Consider the following 18,395-nt stretch of genomic DNA (forward strand, 5'->3'; position numbering starts at 1 on the left):
TAGTAATGGAGAAACAGGAACAATTAATCAAGAGCAAGCCTGAGGGTATAAAAAAAATAATTGTAGTTGCATCCGGTAAGGGGGGTGTAGGTAAATCCACCGTAGCAGCCGGTCTTGCAATGAGTCTGGCATCAGAGGGCCATTCCGTCGGGCTGCTGGATGCCGATATATATGGTCCGTCAATTCCTTTGTTGTTCAATCTTAAAGGGAAGAGACCATTTGTAGTTGATAAGGATGGGAAAACCTATCTGGTACCATTTATCAACTTTGGGATAAAGCTAATGTCTATTGGTTTTCTTATTGATACAAGAGAGCCGGTTATATGGAGAGGCCCCAAGGCATCAAGTGGATTATCTCAGCTGCTTAACGACACTATGTGGGGTGAGCTTGATTATTTAATCATAGATACGCCTCCGGGAACCGGAGATATACATATAACAATTCTTCAGAACATGGCAGCTGACGGGGTGATTTTTGTTACCACTCCTCAGATTATGGCTATGGATGATGTAGAGAAGGCAATAGCTATGTACAAGAACCCTCAGATTGGAATACCTGTTATAGGAGTTGTTGAAAATATGTCATGGTTTACACCCTCTTCACACCCTGATGAGAAATATTTCCTTTTTGGTAAAGGAGGAGGCGAGAGGTTGGCAACTGAATTTGGAATCCCTTTGCTGGCACAGATACCTGTTAATGAGAATGTGGGAGTAAGCTGTGATGGGGGAAAGATGGGAGATTTAACAACTGACAGGCAGGTATATGAAGCATTTATGAAACTTATTGACATCATAACTTAAATATCATTGATATAGTAAATGAAAGTCTTGAAAATTACTACGCTTGTTGAAAATCATGTAACAGGAGAGGGGTTGGGTGCTGAACATGGCCTCTCTCTTTTACTTGAAATTGTAAATAAAGAGGGAGATGTTCTTTCAAGACATCTGTTTGATACAGGTCAGGGAGATCTTTTTGCCAAGAATGCTGCAGTTATGAATATTGATCTGAGGCAAATTGACAGTGTCTTTATTAGTCATGGACATTATGACCATGCAGGAGGGCTGGATTCTTTTCTTAAACTAAATCAAAATGCTTTAGTATATATAAAGGAGTCTGCACTTATACCTAAACATAATGGTTCGAGGTTTACTGGATTCAGACACGATAACTCTCTCTCTGCCGGAAGGTTGATTTTTGTGGAGAATCCACTGGAGATTTATCCCGGATTATTTATCATGCCTGAAATTTCAATATTCAATCAATCCGATACAAGTTTTATAAACGGAGATTTATTTGAAGATGAATTATATGTGGCTTATAATGATGGCATTTCAATTACAGTAATTTCCGGTTGCTCTCACAGAGGTATTACAAATATTATCCGTTCAGCAGAGGAGTATTTTAATTTACCTGTTCATAATATTGTAGCAGGGCTACATACAAACAATGCCTCTGAAAACAGACTCCTGTTTCTTGTGGATAAACTCTCCTCCGGCTCTTTAAAGAGAGCGTCATTATGCCATTGTACCGGCATTGACAGTTATTGTTATTTAAAGAATAGTATGAAAGATGTGAGTATTACTTACAACAGCTGTGGAAGTAGAATATATTTCTGACAGCTCATATTAAATAAGCTGGTTATTGCTTACTCCAGGTGCAAATAAAAATCTTCTGATCCTCTGTGAGAACTACTTGTGGATTCTTTTTAACGAAGGATTTTGGGGGCATCTTTCCCGATGTAATTGTCCTGCAAATTGCCTCAGCCTTTTTAGCTTGCTTAACAGCATCATAATTATCCCATTTTGTAAAGTTGAGATTTGCAAGAGCAGCTCCGCTTCCTCCTTGATTATGACACTTTCCGCAGGAGTTGTTAAGAATTTTCATGACATCATCAGGTATAGGCTTGGGTGACTGTTCGCCTGAGAGTACGGCATTGATGCTTAGCAAACCCAGAAGAGCAAACGAGAAGATAGCTGCAAGAGCTTTTCCGGATAAAATATTAATCTTTTTCATCTCGGGTTGATTTTTTAATTGTACCAAATATAATAAAAAAATAAAGGAGGCTGAACAAAAAGTATTTGGCTGGCTACTCATGCCGGGCGGGCGGGTAACCGCCAGGCCTCACGCCCGGCTCGGGTTGATAGGGATATTCGTATATGTGCTTATAAATCTGGCAATTGCAAATTGTTTTTTGAAAAACTTTTTAAAAAAACAATTTTTAAACACCTAACTACCTGTTAGATAAACGAATATCCCTGTCAAACCACCGCCTCCCGCCAAGTTTAAAAGGTGCTTCGCAGTTTATACTGCCGGTTCCCGGCCGGTTGTCCGTCATACCTGCGCCACTGTAATTCTCAATAAAGCAGCAAAAATCACTTTTACCTGACATGTGATATGTCATGTTAAGTTTCTGCAATCAGATAATCAAAGCGTTACAGCATTACGGGTTTTAAACTTTACGGTGAATTCACCTTTAAATTATAGGTATAATATTATAATGCACATGTGGGAAACTTTAGGTCAACCGGGATAAAGTCGGGGATTTTTAAAAGACAAAAGCCGCAAATAGCTAATATTAACTAGTTTGTGGCTTTCCTTGGTGCCCGGAACAGAACTCGCCAGTACTTCAAAAGGCACTTTCTTATTTCATTGATTCATAGCCATAAAGCACCCTAATTATCAGAATGCCAAATATTTATAAAATTTTTACTATTTCAGGAATTCTAGGATAATTTCATCTATTTTCAGATTTGCGGACGTGGTGCGGACGTGAAATTGATAAAATAGCACAAGAATTTTTTCTCCGTATCTTATATTTGAGATGCTTAAAAAAATATCTTTATGACTAAGATACTGAAGATTCTTGCAAAGAAAATCAACCCCGATTCCGGGAAGTCTGAAGTTCTGCTGAGGCTGCGTCATGGACATGATATAGCTCTCCGTGCTAAGACTCATCTATTCATCTCTTCTAAGTTTTTTGTCAAACAGAGAGAGGGGCTGGACGCCCCTGGAGAGATCGTTGTGAAATCCAGGATCCCATCACCTGAAATTACCCAGGCAAAAGAGGTCAGAAACAAAGTTGAGGAGATGTGCAGGTTATTTGAAGATATGATAACCTCAGAAAAACCTGCCAATATCACTTTAGACTGGCTCCAGAAAAAGGTAGACATGTATATTTATGGAGATGTGAGCGAACAAAGAGTTATAGTTCCAAAACCAAAAACGTTCTTCAACCATTTTGATGATTACCTCGCATTATCCCATTTTTCAGTGACCCGGATAAACCACTTTCGTGTTTTGTATCGTGCCCTTAAGCGGTACTCTCTTTTCAAAAAATATGAAATAACATTTGATTCCTTAAATCCAATAATCCTTGTTGATTTTGAGGGATTTTTAAGAGAAGAACACACTTTTTTTAAGGTGATTAATAAAGCTTCAGGTAAGAATGATAATCAGAGTGGGGAAGTACTGGTTCCTGTCAAAAAATATGAAGCTGTTTTTAAGCAATTTCCGGAATGTCGTCCACCAAAACCAAGGGGAGATAATTATGTAAAAGGACTTCTTACACTTCTCAGGACATTCATTATTTGGGCAAATAAAACAGGAAAAACACAACATAATCCATTTAAGGAACGTCAGATTTCAGAGTGTGTATATGGTACCCCAATTTTCATTACTGATGAGGAGCGAAGGATAATTTATGAAACAGATCTATCCTACGACAAACGCTTAGAGCAGCAGAGGGATATTTTTATATTTCAATGTTATATTGGTTGTAGAGTTAGCGATTTATACTCTATGCGCCAGTCTAACATAATAACAGAAAGAACATCAAGAGGAGATCGCAAGTGTATTAATTACATACCAAGAAAGACCAAAGAGGGTAATCCGATTACTGTATCTGTCCCTCTTAGTGAGACGGCCTTAAAAATTCTGAAGAAATATGAATATATGCAGAATGAGGTACTTGTAGACAATCGGTATTCAAAAGAGAATAAAAATAAAGCAATAAAGGTTAAGCCCTCTACTAAATCTGATGCCCCCATTTTTCCTCTGATTGCACAACAACGTTATAATGAATATATCAAGGAGGTATTTAAAGCTAGTGGGATTACACGCTCAGTATCTCTGATTAACCCAACCACAGGTGAAATTGAACAGAAAAGTATAGCAGATGTCGCTTCTTCGCACATGGCCAGAAGAACCTTTGTCGGTAACCTTTACAATAAGGTCCAGGATCCAAACCTGGTCGGCAGCCTCAGCGGACACAAAGAGGGAAGCAGGGCCTTTGCCAGGTATAGAACTATAAATATTGATATAAAAGCGGACCTGATAGATAAGATGTAAAAAATCGCCCTCAAATTGGGGGCGATAGTGTTTTTGGTGTCCTGTCCCAATTTAAAGTGCGGGACAGGTGGGACAGCAAATTTTACATACTTTTTTTAATATGATAGGGATTTAATTCTAAATTCATACCTGCCCAAGATTTTAGACCATTACAAAATAGCCCTTAAAACCCAGATTTTGTGGCAATTTAAATTTTTAGTAACAAGGTTATCTATTTTGTCAAAACTTGTCAATCCATTAACTGATCTTTGTTAAAAATTATCGACAACTTTATAAAATATCAATTATGGAAAACAAGCATCAGGTTCACAACTTAATTATTCTTGACGAGAGTGGCTCAATGGAGTCAATAAAAAACACCATTATCAAGGGATTTAATGAGCTGGTTCAGACTATTCACGGAATTGAAAAACAGTTTCCAGAGCAGGAGCACTTTATCTCCTTTGTAACATTCAACAGCCTTGGTACAAAATTTATACACCTTGTCGATCCTGCAGGTAAACTATCACAGATAGATGACAGAAAATACTGCCCTAACGCATGCACTCCTCTTTTTGATGCAATGGGTTTTGCGTTAGTTACACTGAAACAGGCTTTGACCGATAAAAGCAACTACAATGTTCTTGTAACCGTCCTCACAGACGGAGAAGAGAACAACTCTAAGGAGTACTCGGTAAACTCTATTAAGGCAATGGTTGAGGAGCTAAAACAAGAGAACTGGACATTCACATATATTGGAACAGATCATGATGTAGAGAAAATTGCTCTCTCAATCTCTATAACCAACACACTGAAATTTAGCAGATCTGACGAAGATATTAAACAAATGTTCGATATTGACAAAAATGCCAGGATCAAATACAGTAAGAATGTATCTATGTTCGCAAACTTCAGCGACAATGATAATTATTTTGATAAAGAATAAATGAAACACTTCAACTTTTTTCCTAAATCTTTTTTTCCAGGGACAAATCAGATTAAGCTTATGTTTAACCTGCTTGCGAGTTTGCATGAAAAAATATATAACCATTAAACCTCAAGCTGAATATTCAAAATATAGCCGACCTGATAGATAAGATGTAAAAAATCGCCCTCAAATTGGGGGCGATTGTTTTTTTGGTGTCCTGTCCCATTTTAATAGCGGGACAGATGGGACACTTGAGACAAATTTTGCCTGGCACTATCGTACTATACCCGCTATTGGTTGGATATAATGCTTATTTATTTGTATTTTGTATGTGTGGTAACGGTTTGCTATATGACCAGTGGCGGATTGCGGGCGACTTCCCTGTCAACAGTTACAAAACTTTGCGCGGGGCAGACGCTTTCAAGCTGCCACTGCGCCCGACATTGGTTATATTGCTTGTTATCGGCTGGCTTTTTCTTTTGTTACACTTTCTTCATCAGAATTTAAAAGGTTCAGTTTTAATATTCGTAGATTCTTCATTCAATTCTTATAATTCCTCCATTGCTTCTTCAATAGCAATATTAAAAAGATTATTTTCCAACTCTTCTATTTTGTTGTACTTCTTCATCTTTTTATAAATTCTCATAACATATTTTTCTTCCTCCCATCCTAAAACTACAGCACTAAAGGCATAATATTTTGACGATTGTTTTAGTACGCAGGTTAATGTGAAACTATCTTTTCCCCCTTCTTTATAATAGGTCTTTAAATATTTTGCCTTCCTTGTTACGTTTAAACTGTCAGCTTGCAGCAATAACTCAGCCCAAGTTTCAGGTAAAAGCAGTTGCGAGCCATAAAGCATTGCCACAATAAATTCTGCAGGACTGTCTTCATATTTGGAAAAATCTTCATCTGGGAATAATCGTTCTATGTCTATGGCATATTGTGACTCACTAATATTACCTCTATTAATTAACAATTCTGATAAATGTTTTCCAATTGCTTCTATTGTATTAGTTTTCTTTTCTTGAGCCACAATAGTTCCATTACCAACAAGTAAAGCAATGAAAAAGGATATAAGTATTCTTGTCATTCTTAGTATTAAATATTTTCGTTCTGTAAAATGCATATTGTCGGTTCTTTGTCTTCTTGTTTTATAGGCTATGTTTTAATTAAATAATTAAAAACAGATGCTATCTCAGTTTTTAGCTTGCCGATAACGGTTGATGGTATGGTGTCGTGCGGGATTACGAGGCGATTTCCTATCAGTTTACACCGACTTTTTTTACGAGCCACGAACCTTCAAAAACCTCTGAAACCCGCATGCACTATACCATGTGTTACCTGCTGGCATTTTTTAAGCCCTTTAGTATCTGTTTGTATTCTATAAATTCTTTATCTGCCGAATTCAGAGATAAAATGTAATTTATTTTTCCAAGTAAATGTTCCAAGTAATTATTCTTATTTTGATTGGTCTTTTCCATATGGCTTTGAATACCAAATTTCTTAATGTAAAACATTATATTTCGAATGTCATTTCTTTCTTTTTTGGGAACTTGTGGTATTTGATTTACAATAATCCCTGAAATTATCTGTTGGTGATTCTGTTTCATAAGCTTTGTTTTCGTTCCTTTAATTTTTAACCCAAGCTTATTCAATTCCTGTCTAACCTTTTTTACTAATTCTGTTGTTTTTATTTCACCTGAAAATGCTAAATCGTCCGCATATCGAGTATATTTAATATCATTTTCTCTGCAATAAATTGACATAGCGTCATCAAAACCGTTCAGGATTATATTTGATATATATGGACTTGTAGGAGCTCCTTGTGGTAGTTTGTTCTCTAGAAAACAAAGTTTTGTTAGTAAGTTTGATAGTATTGCAGAATAACCTATGTCTTCAAACATTTTTTGAACTAACTCAAATTTTATAGAACCAAAGAAATCTTTTATATCCATTGTCAGAATTTTCTTTGATTTTGTGTGATATTTTACATGGTCTTTAATATTTCTTTTGTGGATATATGCTTTAGCATACCTACTGACTTTTACATTATACAAAATCTCTTGTAAAATCCAGTCTTGAATTTCTTTCATGCTAGGTAATGGTTCAGAAATTATCCGTGAACCACCATCTTTTTTCTTGATGGGGAAACTTCTATAAAAAGATTTCGAATAAAGAGCAGCTTTTTTAATATAGCTCTTATTATATCCAACAAGTGAGCAAAAATGCGAGGTATTATAAATTACAGGAAGGTCACGGCTTATTAAAGGTTCCGCATATGCAAGACACTTATTAATATTTTCCACGGAGTATCCATTTTCCGAGGCTTTTATTACAAATTTGTTTTTGTAAGCTTCAAATTTCTTATTCATATCAAATTTCTTATTGAATGGGGAGCTGTTCACAGCCCCCATTCGAAACATCCGAGATTTTGAAATTTTAAATATCTTCGATTTTAAAATTTTAAAAGCTCGGAAAGCTTGAAAATATGTTCTCTACTAGGGAAGGTGACTTCACCACCCTTTTATTTTGCTAAAAATGAAGCTCGTCTTGCTTAGGCAAAAATATAAAATCTTTTTCTAAAACAGGAATTCTACTAGCATTTTTAGGTTCAATCCATTTATTTTTGTCTGTAATTTTTAATTTGCTTTCTAGTTCTCTAAATATTTCTTCCCCTTTTTTTGAAAGCGAAACATTATCACTTTCATAAATAATAAAGCCTTCAGATATAGCTTGACTAGTAATCTCTGAAATCTCTTTGTAGTCAAGACCTGCCCTTAAAAGTCGTTTGACATCACCATTATTTTTAATAATTGAAAATAGCGTATATAGGTGTTTTTCATTCATAATCTAATCTTTTAATATCTTGGAAATGGCGCTTTTAATGTTTTTCCTTTATGCACATATTCTTTCCAAAAAATTGGAAATGTATTGTTTGGTGTTTTTATTAAAGTTACCAGAGCTTCTGACTTTTCGTATCCCAGTCTATATTCTTTGACTTTTGGTATTCTATCTTCGATTTTTTGCATAATTGCTAATTTAGTGGTTAAATCTGGTTCTTGATAATAACTACTAATACCCTTATCCATTGATATGCCATATATACAATTAATGTTTCTTTCAATTAAAGACTTTAATGCAACTTCTTGGATTACAACAGTTGCAATTGACATATTATCGTTTATTGTGTCATTTTTGAGTATTTCAGAAAGAGTATTCTCTAAAGTCTTTCCGCTACCAATAAAATCATCTACTAAAATGATATAATCCTTACTTGTAAGTTTCAGTTTATCAGAGCTAACGTCTTCAAATGACTCAAGAGTTTTAACTTTTATATTATCAAATTGAGGAAGTGAAGTTTTTAAACCAGTCATCATATACATTACAGCGTGTCCACTTTTAGTGTCATTTTCATCATCTGGTTTAATAATCGGAAAAATATATAACCTTTCAATATCTTCTAAACGTTCTGCATAAAGCTTTTTAAGGATATTTCTTAAATGGGTTTGATAATCATTATATGTAACCCATGTATAACGGTCTGTCAATTCGAGTAATAAATCAACTTGCATATCATCTAAAGATTCGATTAGTTCTCCAAATTTCTTTAAAGTTTCATCATGTCCTTCTATTTCAATCCATTTCTTACTAGTAAAGATTGAAAAAAGCTTCATTATTTTGTTTAGTTCTACTTTCGTACTCATTCTGTCTCTTTTTTTATGCTTGCAGGTAACGTTGGCAATATGGCCAGTGGCGGTTTGCGGGCTACGTCCTTATCCACCGTTACAAACCTTGATACGGGACAGAAAGCTTCAAACTCCCACAGCCCCCGCCATTGGCTATATTGCGTGTTGTAGCCAGTTTTTATTTTTTTAATCATCTATTTATCTGTCCATTCTGGTGTTTTGCAATTACCCCCAATTATTTTCCAGTTATTAGTCTCCTTGTCATAAACAAATCGGAAATCAGGTATATATCCATTTGTTCCACCACATGCAATGGAATAATTTGCTTCTCGAAAATGTAATCCATTTTTAAAGAAAATTCCTTTTTTTACTTTTAATGCCAAATAGCCGAAGTTTATATCAATAGTATCATTTGAAATCTGTTTATGAGTAACTCTATATAACTTTAATGACTTGCCGTGCTTATAGGCGTAATCAAATAATTCATCTGCTGAAAGAAATTTATAAACACTATTATGGTCAAAGTTATTTTTAATCCTATCAATCTGCTCGTTTGGCTCAATGAATTTCCATCCACTCGATAATTGCAAATCAATCCGGCTGTTTAAGGCTTTTAAATAAATACTATCCAATGTCTGTTTGTCAATCTGCTCTTGATTGTTCGGTATTGTTTCAAGCAGCGAACTAATCTGTTTGAAATATTTTTTCTTGGGATAAATTAAAACTACTCCATTCCCGTTTCCATAAAGATATTTTTGCTCCTCACTTTTTAAAACTTCAATTTTATCTATCCAATTGGGATTTATGGAATTTGGAATTGAGTCTAAAAAATATTCAGTTTTGTCCATTTTAATCACAAACTTGGGTAACGAATCAAGAGGCTCGTTATTTATTCGAACATTTATATCATTTTTATCCTGTCCGTAAGCTAAAAGTGAAAGCGAAAAAATCAATATTGAAAATATGTATCTCATTTGCTGTTCGGTTTTCTAAAATTGGCTACAACTTGTTTATAGATCCATGTTTATTGAATATATCATTCCAAAAAATAGAGATATGTACACGTTTATGGAATAATGCATTTCTCTAAAACAAAATTAATTCATTGACAAAATTCTTTTAGGATAAAATATGACATCTATAAGAATGTCATGAAGTTAATTATTCTTTTTTAATTTCCAATTCTCTTCACCCCCACCATCTCCAATTCCATCTCTTCAATCAACAAAGCTAGCTCTTCTTCATTACCAAAATCCCCCAGCTCCTTCACCTTCAGAAATGTCATATTCTTCATCGGATCTCTCTGCTCCTCAACCGGAATAATCGGAATATACTCTTTCCGGTGCTGCCTAATCAGCAGGTCCGCAATATCCACATGATTGATTCTGTCCTCCTCAGTGGCACTCTTCTCCAGGATGTCAGAGACTGTTATATCAAGATCCTTTATTTGAGACAACTTCTCCTTCCACTCCTGGTATCCATCCACATCCGGGAAAGCCACAATTTTACGCCCTTTCAATACCTGGAGCCGGTCATTAAGCTGAGACTTCCCACCGGTGGCCAGCCATAAATACTCCGGCCAAAAAGAGCTGCATATTAGAGCAGTCTTCTCACTCTCTACAATAGCTACATTTTTAAATGGATATTTCTTCAACAGATGCTCCCCAAACAGACACTGAGTTAAAGTCCAGTCATCCGGCAGACGCAATTTGGGGTTGATTGACTGTTTCAAAATTGAGTGAACCCAGGTTATTTTTCCACCAATATTTTCATCCTTTATTCGTCGGCCAGTCACCCTGTTATATTTCATTATCTTTCCTGTACGGCACCGGCCCTCTTTGTCTATCTGATAGAAAATCACATCCCTGTTTTTTGTTACTCCTATAAAGTAGTCTTTGATGACTTTTAGGGTTTTTTCTCTGCCAATTAAACTTGAGAGGAATAGTGTGAAATCGCTGTCTATTGATGGGTTTACCGAGCTGTTTATAATATCTGTTGTTATTGTACATATTCTGATTTTTACTGTTGGTTTTTTTGTTGTTTGAGGTATATGGAAAAAGTTATCTTTCCAGTTGGGGCGAGCAGTTGGATTGTCTGTGAAAAATTGTTTTGGTGTATAGTGGTATCCGCAACTACTTTCATGATTACACCTTCCAACAGCCTCATTTAAATAATCTCCGTTTTCATCCACATAAAGAGAGAAGCAGTGTTTGTCCTCACAAGCGGGACAGGTAAAACGGCTTCCGGGACCTTTGTATGGTTGCAGGAAGTATGTATGTGACTCTTTCATAATGCATCAAAATCTTCATCAATTTCGAAAATGGATGAATCCTCCATTTCAGATTTAAACAGAAGAGGATGCACCTGTCCCGATTGTCCCTCCTGTCCCGCGTCCTCACATGGGACAGAACCATCCTGGGAAAAATCCTCCCTCCTTTTCTCCTGGGAGATAATCCGGTGAACTGTGGTTTTGCTCATGTTGACCAAATCGGCAATTTCCCTGACAGATTTCCCCTCTTTATGATAGAACATAATGGTAGAATGATTCTGCAAATCATCGTCATCACTCTTCTCCTTCAGGTGCTCAGACTCCTTTCCATACCCCTTATGAAGAAAATGGACATAACCATTATCATTTGTGATTTCATAAATAATGACATTATTGGAATCATAGATATATTCACTAGCTCTTACTTTCACTTGCTTGACAAACTTGATTCGCTTATCCTTTGCAGACTGTCCAATGGCAAAGACGTTATCAAAGAAGTTATAGAGCTTCTTGGAGCCTGCCAGGTCGTTTTGGGTAATGGGATTGCTTAAATTCCGTTTAGGGGTGTGGGAGATTATTAACAGAGTAAGAGAGTGTTTCTTTTTCAGGGCTAACAACTTCATCATAAATAATCCCGCCACATCACCCTTTTCAGAACTGTTACAGAGGTATGTAAGATTATCTATTATCACTATTTTAGCATCAGTCTGCAGGGCAGCATCCTCAATGTCTTTGATGATTGCCTGTTCATAATTCTCTACGCCTACTAGTGCAGGATCAATCTCCGCCCTGTAAAAGTTATTAGAAAAATAATATCGGAACCCCAGTTCTTTACTTGTGTATCTCAGCTGAAATTGCTTTTCCGATAGCTCACAATCCACATAAATAACTTTTCTATACCTGGATATGTAATCTGCCATTTGCACTGCAAAAATGGATTTGCCGGCATTAGAGTCGGCAAACAGACAGGCCACCTCCCCCTCGTTGAGGAGCCCATAATATAGGTCCACCGGGTCAGGCATCTTTAGGGCATCATCAACAGATTTGTTGGCAGTCTTGATTGAGAGCATGCCAACATATTTACATTCATCGTTGACACCGGTATTTTTCTCAAGCTCCAAAGAGATCTTATCTGTAAAGCTATCTCCCGCTCCCATCATCTTCTATCTTTATATGGATTGTTGGATTTTTCTACACTCCAGACAGGCTTGCCGTAATGATCAGTTATATTACCTTCAATTATTGCAGATATGTCTCTCCAGAGCCAGCGACGTTCTGAACCAATCATTACCGGGTGCAGATAGTTATATTTAGTATCCCATCTCCATAGGGTAGTTTCACCTACACCCAATAACTCCATTACCTCTTTTTTCGTTAAAAGAGTATCGGGTAAGATTTTCTCCCTTCTCTTTTCTTCGTTTAATGTTGCAAGATCCTTTGCTAATACACGAGCTGCTTCAATCAAGTCAGTTACTTTTACCTGAATGACTACATCAGGATACTCCATAGCAAGAGTATAAACATCAATTCCCATAATATGAATAATCAGGAATTGCACCCCTCCCCATCCACCTCCAAGCAGTGGTATCGTTCGGTGTTTGGGACCAGAATGATAACTTGGATTTTATCGTCTGACCCGTAACAAAATTGTGTAAAAACGTAATAAATCAGGAATTTATCGTGTTTACGTAAAATAGGTTTTTGCAGGTAACAATAGAATGGAATCTTTCTCAGATAGTTACAAAAATAACTTGATTCTTCCGGTAACAATCAGGTAACAATTACCGGGATCAAATAAAAAATTATCTTATGAGATGGTCTAGTTTTTCAGACAGTTTTTTATTGAATTTTTAATTTATTCACGTAAGTAGTTCTTTGACAAATATATAAATTTTGAATTAGGAATTACGCCGCTTTGTTGAATATTTTTGCCGGCGTTGTGTAATCCAGGCTTGAATGCTCTCTCAAATTATTGTAAAAATTTACAAACTCGCTGCAGCACCTATGCAAATCTGTACCATTCTCAGGGAGTTCTAAATATATTTTATCATATTTGATAGTCCTGAAAAACCTCTCAACGAATGAATCGTCTGTTGCTCTTCCTTTTCCGTCCATAGATATCTGTATTTCTTGTTCTTTAAGGAAATTGATATATTCTTCAGATGTAAACTGGCTTCCCTGATCTGAGTTGATTATTTTGGGAGAGCCATATCTTATAATGGCATCAGAAATTGCATTTACAACCCACTCAGCTGTCATTGTATTTGACAAACTCCAACCCACAAGATATCGACTGTAGATATCAATTATTGCAAAGAGATACATATAACCCTTTTTAAGAGGGATATAGGAGATATCTATTGCCCAAACATGATTGGTTTCATTTATCGGTAAGTTTCTCAAAAGGTAGGGATACTTGTATTTAGCCGGATCACAAAATGTTGTTCTGGGCTTACAATAAATGGTCTTTATACGCATCAAACGCATTAGAGAACGTACCTTGTATCGGCCAATGTTGAAGCCCAAACGTTTAAAAGCTTGATACATTCTTCTGGTTCCTCTGGTTGGATCTTCAGTATAAAGAAAATCAATGTTTCTCAGTAGGCATCCGATAAAACCCATATTGTAACCCTAGTTTGGCCTATTTAATTTTGTTTTAAAATTAAACGTCATGACACTAGAGGAGTACGAACAACTGGAACAGGATTTTTTATCATCAACCACTGACATCCGGTCCTTTCTTCAACGCAGAGGAGTTAGCCATCACAAGTATTACTACTGGAAGCGCAAATCAAGAGAGCTAAAAGAGTCTGCAGTTGTCTCTGAGGGTCAGTTTCTTCCCATTGATCTTCATTCTGGCAGTCTAATCAAACCTTCTAAACGAGGCAAAAGTGCAAAACAGCCATTAATCGGCCAGGGTGAGATTGAGATTGAGCTTCGTACCCCTTCCGGTGCTGAGTTCCGTATCCGGGGTATTATGGACTCACTCATGTTAAGTACTATCATCGCTTCAACCTCAGGCCGCCGCAATGTTTAGTCTTAATGACAGCATGCGTTACCTTCTCTACAGTGAGCCCACAGATATGCGCAAGAGTTACCACACCCTGAGTGGTCTTGTAACAAACAATATGGGACTCAATGTACGCAACGGAGATGTCTTTATCTTCGTTAACAAGGCCCGTAACAGAATCAAACTACTTCATATGGAGCCAGGTGGTCTTGTTATCTACTCCAAACTGCTTGAAGAGGGTCGTTTTCGCCTTCCTTCAAGAGATCCTGAGCAAGGTAGTGTCAAAATGAACTGGCTTGACCTGGTGATGATGGTTGAGGGAGTTATGGATGACCCGGCGACAAGATTAAGGCGATTAAAAAGAGTAAATATTTAGCATAAAATATTGGTAATTATTTGGTAATATATTAATCTAAAACATAGTCTGGGCTTAATTTCCTTGAAAAATAATATTTCTTCTTCTTCATTATGAAAATCATATGCCAAGATAAATGCTTTCAAATGCTTGAACGCATCGGTAAGTACACGGGAAGCCTCCAACGACTTTGTAACTATACTGATTTCCGAGCATTCAATTTGCTCAACTTTCATATCAACCTCTTTTTTAAGACTGGAAGTAAATTGAATCATATTTCCGCACTTTATTTATACCAAAGCCTGATAAAACAGGGTTCCATTACTTATTGAGCTACTTTGGATATTAATTATTATACTAACATATTTATTCCCAAAATCATAAAACGGACATATTTAAAGTTTCATCCGCAAAATCCTTATTGCATTTAGTATTGCCAATAATGACACTCCCACGTCGGCAAATACCGCTTCCCATAAAGTAGCAACCCCTCCTGCGCCCAAAATCAACACAATAAGTTTTACGCCGAAAGCCAAACTTATATTTTGTATGACAATCCGGCGGGTTGCTTTTCCGATCCTGATTGCAGTTGCTATCCGGCTCGGTTGGTCTGTTTGTATGATAACGTCTGCTGTTTCGATAGCAACATCGCTACCCAATCCCCCCATAGCTATACCTACATCACTCATGGCAAGAACGGGAGCATCATTTATTCCGTCGCCAACAAATGCGATGTTATTTAAAGGATTAGACTTCAATTGTTCTACATACTCGACTTTCCCTTCGGGAAGTAAATCGCCATAAGCCTGACCGATGTTTAGTTCTGTTGCCAGTTTTGAAACGATAGCCTGTTTGTCGCCGGAAAGCATTACGATATTTTTGATACCTAATTCCCTTAAAGCATTTATGGCTACGGCTGCATCTTCTTTAGGTGCATCCGCCACAAGGATGTAGCCTGCATATAGCCCGTCAATGGCACAAACAACAATCGTTTCGGGTATTGTAGTAATCTCCACAGGAAATTCAATACTGTTTTTAATCAATAATTTGGGATTACCTACCAATACTATTTTCTTGTCGATTGATGCTTGAAGCCCATAGCCTGCAATTTCATTTACAATCTCCGGTTTAATAACTTCAAGATTCTGCTGATTGGCATATTCAACAATCGCTTTAGCTATCGGATGCGTACTTTGCGTTTCTATTGAAGCAACGAGACTTATTAAGTCTGTTTCAATAATATGGTTTGCAGGGACTATCTTCTGAACACTGAAAACACCTTGTGTCAGCGTTCCCGTTTTATCCATTACCACCGTATTGACTTTTGTAATTGCTTCCAGATAGTTGCTTCCCTTAAACAATATACCATTCCTCGAAGCGGCTCCTATACCGCCAAAATAGCCAAGCGGAATACTTATTACCAATGCACACGGACAAGATATTACCAAGAATACAAGCCCTCTATAAATCCAGTCATAAAAGACATAATCGAATGTGGGATTGATAGCAGAATATGCTAATGGCAACAATACAATCAGTGCTGCCAATGCGACCACTATCGGAGTATATATTCGGGCAAACTTACGAATGAACTGTTCAGCAGGTGCTTTCTTTTCGGTTGCGTTCTGAACAAGGTCAAGAATACGAGCCAAAGCACTCATGCCGAACGGTTTTGTAACCTCAATTCTTGATACATTGTCAGTAAGTATCATACCAGCAAATACTTCTTCACTTTTCCGTATCGTTCTGGGAACGCTCTCGCCAGTTAGTGCCGAAGTATTAAAAGATGCCGATTCGTTCAGTAAAATTCCGTCAAGAGGAACTCTTTCGCCTACCTTCACTTCTACTATATCACCTACATTTACATTTTCCGGCGAAACCGTTTCGGTTTTATCCATCTTAATAACTGTTGCTGTTTCGGGACGTACATCAAGCAATGCACTGATACTTCTTTTTGCTCGGTTTACTGCACTATCCTGAAACAGCTCTCCCACAGCGTAGAACAGCATCACGGCAACCCCTTCGGGGTATTCTCCAATGAAGAATGCCCCGATAGTTGCGATGCTCATTAATGTATATTCGCTGAAAATATCTTTCTGGCGAATACTTTCCCATGCTTCTATAATTACAGGTATTCCAACCGGAATATATGCTATTATATACCATGCCAACCTTATCCAATTATTTGAAAAGAAAGACAGGTCTGCGGTAGAAAAGATTATGCCTGCTATTAACATGACAAATGAAATGGCAGCCCTTATATATGCTTTCTTTTGCGAAAAATTTTCTTCTTTTCCGGTAGTGTTTACTGAACAACTACCACTACTGCAATTACTCATAATTATTATAATTTATTGTTTATACTTCTTGTACAAGTCCTCATTAAAAAACGCAAATGGCATAAGAGCAAAGAAAATCCCAAAGAATAAAACCTCTTTTAGTGGCCAATTATGAAAGAAACAATGAGGATTCCCACATCTGGTAACAAAGTACCACAGTAAAACGCCTAATATTACTCCAACGGCAATACTTGTTACTATAATCCATTTTTTAGCCTTTGAGCTTAATTTCTTTTTTTTGGCAATGCTATTGCCCTTCTTTTTATTTTGCTGCTTTTTCATGGCATCCCATTTTAGAGTTCTACGGCTGATAGTTCAGCAAAAGCCTTTTGATAATCCCTTTCGGCTTCCAATGCCTGATTAACCGTATCATAATACAAACCAATTTCAACCATGTATTCAAGCAGGGAAATTTCTCCGGCATCAAGTGCCCTTTTTAGCAAATCGGTATTATTAACATTGATGAGTGATTTTCGGTAATTATCGGCTGTCAGCTTCAATCCAAATGCCCGATTGTACAATATCTGAATTTGGCTGTAAAACTGCTGTTTACTGTCTTTTTGCCGTGATTCGGCAGCCCTGACAGCAGCTTTAGCTTGTTTTACCCTGTTTTTATTTTCCCACAATGGAATTGATACACCCAGAGAAATCCCCTGAAAGCGCTGACCGACTACTTTTTCACTCATATAACCTGCCGAAAAAGTAGGCAACCCCATAGCTTTACTCAACGATACCTGTTTTTTACTGACTTCTATTTCCTGCTTTACATAGGCGAGAACAGGATTCTTTTCTTCCGCCTGAACATACCAGTCTTCAAAATTCAAAGGGAGTTCAACCTGATTATATTGCGTATCATTCAATACTACATCAATTCCCCCGTTCAGCCTTTTCAGTTGCGATAACAAGGCATTCCGCTCAACGTCGATACGGGATATTTCGCCTTGTACAGTTGATAAATTCAGACTTACTTTGTTATATTCCAATATATTTGCATCGCCTCTATCCATACGTTCTTTATATCCCGAAGCGATTGTTTGGGCGTGTTGCAAACGTAAATCCAACTCTTTTTTCAAGGCATTGTAATATATCAATTCGGTACAATACTGTTTTGCTTCCAAAAGAATATTCATTCGGTCGGATTTATACTGCCACTCCACCAAATCATTCCTCCCATTAGCTAACCTGCCTTTCATTCCGGTTATGGTAGGAATATCAAAAGTCTGTGATACGCTCAAATCGGTACGGTTCCCAATATCTGTGGGATTTCCCCACAGATAATTGAAGCCCACTTCCGGATTATCAAGATAAATACCCGTTCTATTTTCTAACTTCTGCGCATCCGCACTTTCACGGAGCGATTTTAATGTTGTATTGTTTTCTTCTATCGAAGTCAATACAGAGTTGATATTTGTTTGAGCATTCAAGGTAATGCCCGTGAACAATATCAATATGGTTATTATGATCGTTTTCATTTGAATC

At 36.9% G+C, this 18,395-nt stretch carries 19 protein-coding genes; 6 read left to right on the forward strand and 13 right to left on the reverse strand.

The window, feature by feature from the left end:
* The first annotated feature begins 5 nt into the window (after positions 1 to 5).
* Together U5907_10105 and U5907_10110 are read left to right on the forward strand one after the other, a co-directional pair.
* Positions 6 to 800, forward strand: coding sequence for an Mrp/NBP35 family ATP-binding protein (locus tag U5907_10105; protein WRQ32921.1), 795 nt, complete (start codon positions 6 to 8; stop codon positions 798 to 800).
* A gap of 18 nt (positions 801 to 818) precedes the next feature.
* Positions 819 to 1,616, forward strand: coding sequence for an MBL fold metallo-hydrolase (locus U5907_10110; GenBank protein WRQ32922.1), 798 nt, complete (start codon positions 819 to 821; stop codon positions 1,614 to 1,616).
* Positions 1,617 to 1,638: 22 nt separating this feature from the next.
* Here the strand turns inward: U5907_10110 and U5907_10115 are convergent, their stop codons facing one another.
* The gene (locus tag U5907_10115; GenBank protein WRQ32923.1) at positions 1,639 to 2,013 is read right to left on the reverse strand and encodes a heme-binding domain-containing protein; all 375 of its coding nucleotides are present in this window, start codon (positions 2,011 to 2,013) and stop codon (positions 1,639 to 1,641) included.
* Between the two features lie 828 nt (positions 2,014 to 2,841).
* On the opposite strand from U5907_10115, the gene U5907_10120 reads away from it, so the two are divergent.
* Together U5907_10120 and U5907_10125 are read left to right on the forward strand one after the other, a co-directional pair.
* Complete coding sequence (locus U5907_10120) at positions 2,842 to 4,347, forward strand: site-specific integrase (protein ID WRQ32924.1); 1,506 nt, start codon at positions 2,842 to 2,844, stop codon at positions 4,345 to 4,347.
* Positions 4,348 to 4,633: 286 nt separating this feature from the next.
* A complete protein-coding gene (locus U5907_10125) occupies positions 4,634 to 5,272 on the forward strand; it encodes a vWA domain-containing protein (GenBank protein ID WRQ32925.1) in 639 nt (212 codons plus the stop codon).
* 529 nt (positions 5,273 to 5,801) lie between these two features.
* Here U5907_10125 and U5907_10130 read toward each other — a convergent pair.
* The 9 genes from U5907_10130 to U5907_10170 form a co-directional block, all read right to left on the reverse strand.
* A complete protein-coding gene (locus U5907_10130) occupies positions 5,802 to 6,347 on the reverse strand; it encodes a hypothetical protein (GenBank protein ID WRQ32926.1) in 546 nt (181 codons plus the stop codon).
* Between the two features lie 247 nt (positions 6,348 to 6,594).
* Entirely contained in the window at positions 6,595 to 7,629 is a 1,035-nt protein-coding gene (locus U5907_10135; GenBank protein ID WRQ32927.1) for a reverse transcriptase family protein, read from the reverse strand.
* 160 nt (positions 7,630 to 7,789) lie between these two features.
* Positions 7,790 to 8,104 carry a hypothetical protein gene (locus U5907_10140; GenBank protein WRQ32928.1) on the reverse strand — a complete coding sequence of 105 codons (315 nt, stop codon included), beginning with the start codon at positions 8,102 to 8,104 and terminating at the stop codon, positions 7,790 to 7,792.
* Positions 8,105 to 8,115: 11 nt separating this feature from the next.
* Entirely contained in the window at positions 8,116 to 8,961 is an 846-nt protein-coding gene (locus U5907_10145) for a hypothetical protein (GenBank protein WRQ32929.1), read from the reverse strand.
* A gap of 176 nt (positions 8,962 to 9,137) precedes the next feature.
* The gene (locus U5907_10150; protein ID WRQ32930.1) at positions 9,138 to 9,917 is read right to left on the reverse strand and encodes a hypothetical protein; all 780 of its coding nucleotides are present in this window, start codon (positions 9,915 to 9,917) and stop codon (positions 9,138 to 9,140) included.
* A gap of 197 nt (positions 9,918 to 10,114) precedes the next feature.
* On the reverse strand, positions 10,115 to 11,233 hold the full coding sequence (locus tag U5907_10155) for a DUF6371 domain-containing protein (GenBank protein WRQ32931.1): 1,119 nt from the start codon (positions 11,231 to 11,233) through the stop codon (positions 10,115 to 10,117).
* Positions 11,230 to 12,372: an AAA family ATPase gene (locus tag U5907_10160; protein WRQ32932.1), complete on the reverse strand. Its 1,143-nt coding sequence runs from the start codon at positions 12,370 to 12,372 to the stop codon at positions 11,230 to 11,232. The genes U5907_10155 and U5907_10160 overlap by 4 nt, the downstream gene beginning before the upstream one ends.
* On the reverse strand, positions 12,369 to 12,770 hold the full coding sequence (locus U5907_10165) for a hypothetical protein (protein ID WRQ32933.1): 402 nt from the start codon (positions 12,768 to 12,770) through the stop codon (positions 12,369 to 12,371). The genes U5907_10160 and U5907_10165 overlap by 4 nt, the downstream gene beginning before the upstream one ends.
* A 347-nt stretch (positions 12,771 to 13,117) precedes the next feature.
* Complete coding sequence (locus U5907_10170) at positions 13,118 to 13,834, reverse strand: IS3 family transposase (GenBank protein ID WRQ32934.1); 717 nt, start codon at positions 13,832 to 13,834, stop codon at positions 13,118 to 13,120.
* Positions 13,835 to 13,883: 49 nt separating this feature from the next.
* Between U5907_10170 and U5907_10175 the strand changes: the two genes are divergently transcribed.
* Positions 13,884 to 14,249, forward strand: a complete 366-nt coding sequence (locus tag U5907_10175; GenBank protein ID WRQ32935.1) for a hypothetical protein — start codon at positions 13,884 to 13,886, stop codon at positions 14,247 to 14,249.
* A complete protein-coding gene (gene tnpB / locus U5907_10180; GenBank protein WRQ32936.1) occupies positions 14,242 to 14,598 on the forward strand; it encodes an IS66 family insertion sequence element accessory protein TnpB in 357 nt (118 codons plus the stop codon). The genes U5907_10175 and tnpB overlap by 8 nt, the downstream gene beginning before the upstream one ends.
* 374 nt (positions 14,599 to 14,972) lie before the next feature.
* Here tnpB and U5907_10185 read toward each other — a convergent pair whose 3' ends face one another.
* From U5907_10185 to U5907_10195, 3 genes are all read right to left on the reverse strand, one after another.
* The gene (locus tag U5907_10185) at positions 14,973 to 16,814 is read right to left on the reverse strand and encodes a heavy metal translocating P-type ATPase (protein WRQ34099.1); all 1,842 of its coding nucleotides are present in this window, start codon (positions 16,812 to 16,814) and stop codon (positions 14,973 to 14,975) included.
* A 114-nt stretch (positions 16,815 to 16,928) separates the two neighbouring features.
* Positions 16,929 to 17,198, reverse strand: a complete 270-nt coding sequence (locus U5907_10190; protein WRQ32937.1) for a hypothetical protein — start codon at positions 17,196 to 17,198, stop codon at positions 16,929 to 16,931.
* Positions 17,199 to 17,209: 11 nt separating this feature from the next.
* On the reverse strand, positions 17,210 to 18,388 hold the full coding sequence (locus U5907_10195; protein WRQ32938.1) for a TolC family protein: 1,179 nt from the start codon (positions 18,386 to 18,388) through the stop codon (positions 17,210 to 17,212).
* Positions 18,389 to 18,395: the final 7 nt, after the last annotated feature.

It is taken from the genome of Bacteroidales bacterium MB20-C3-3, assembly GCA_035609245.1.
Classification (GTDB): Bacteria; Bacteroidota; Bacteroidia; order Bacteroidales; family UBA932; genus Bact-08.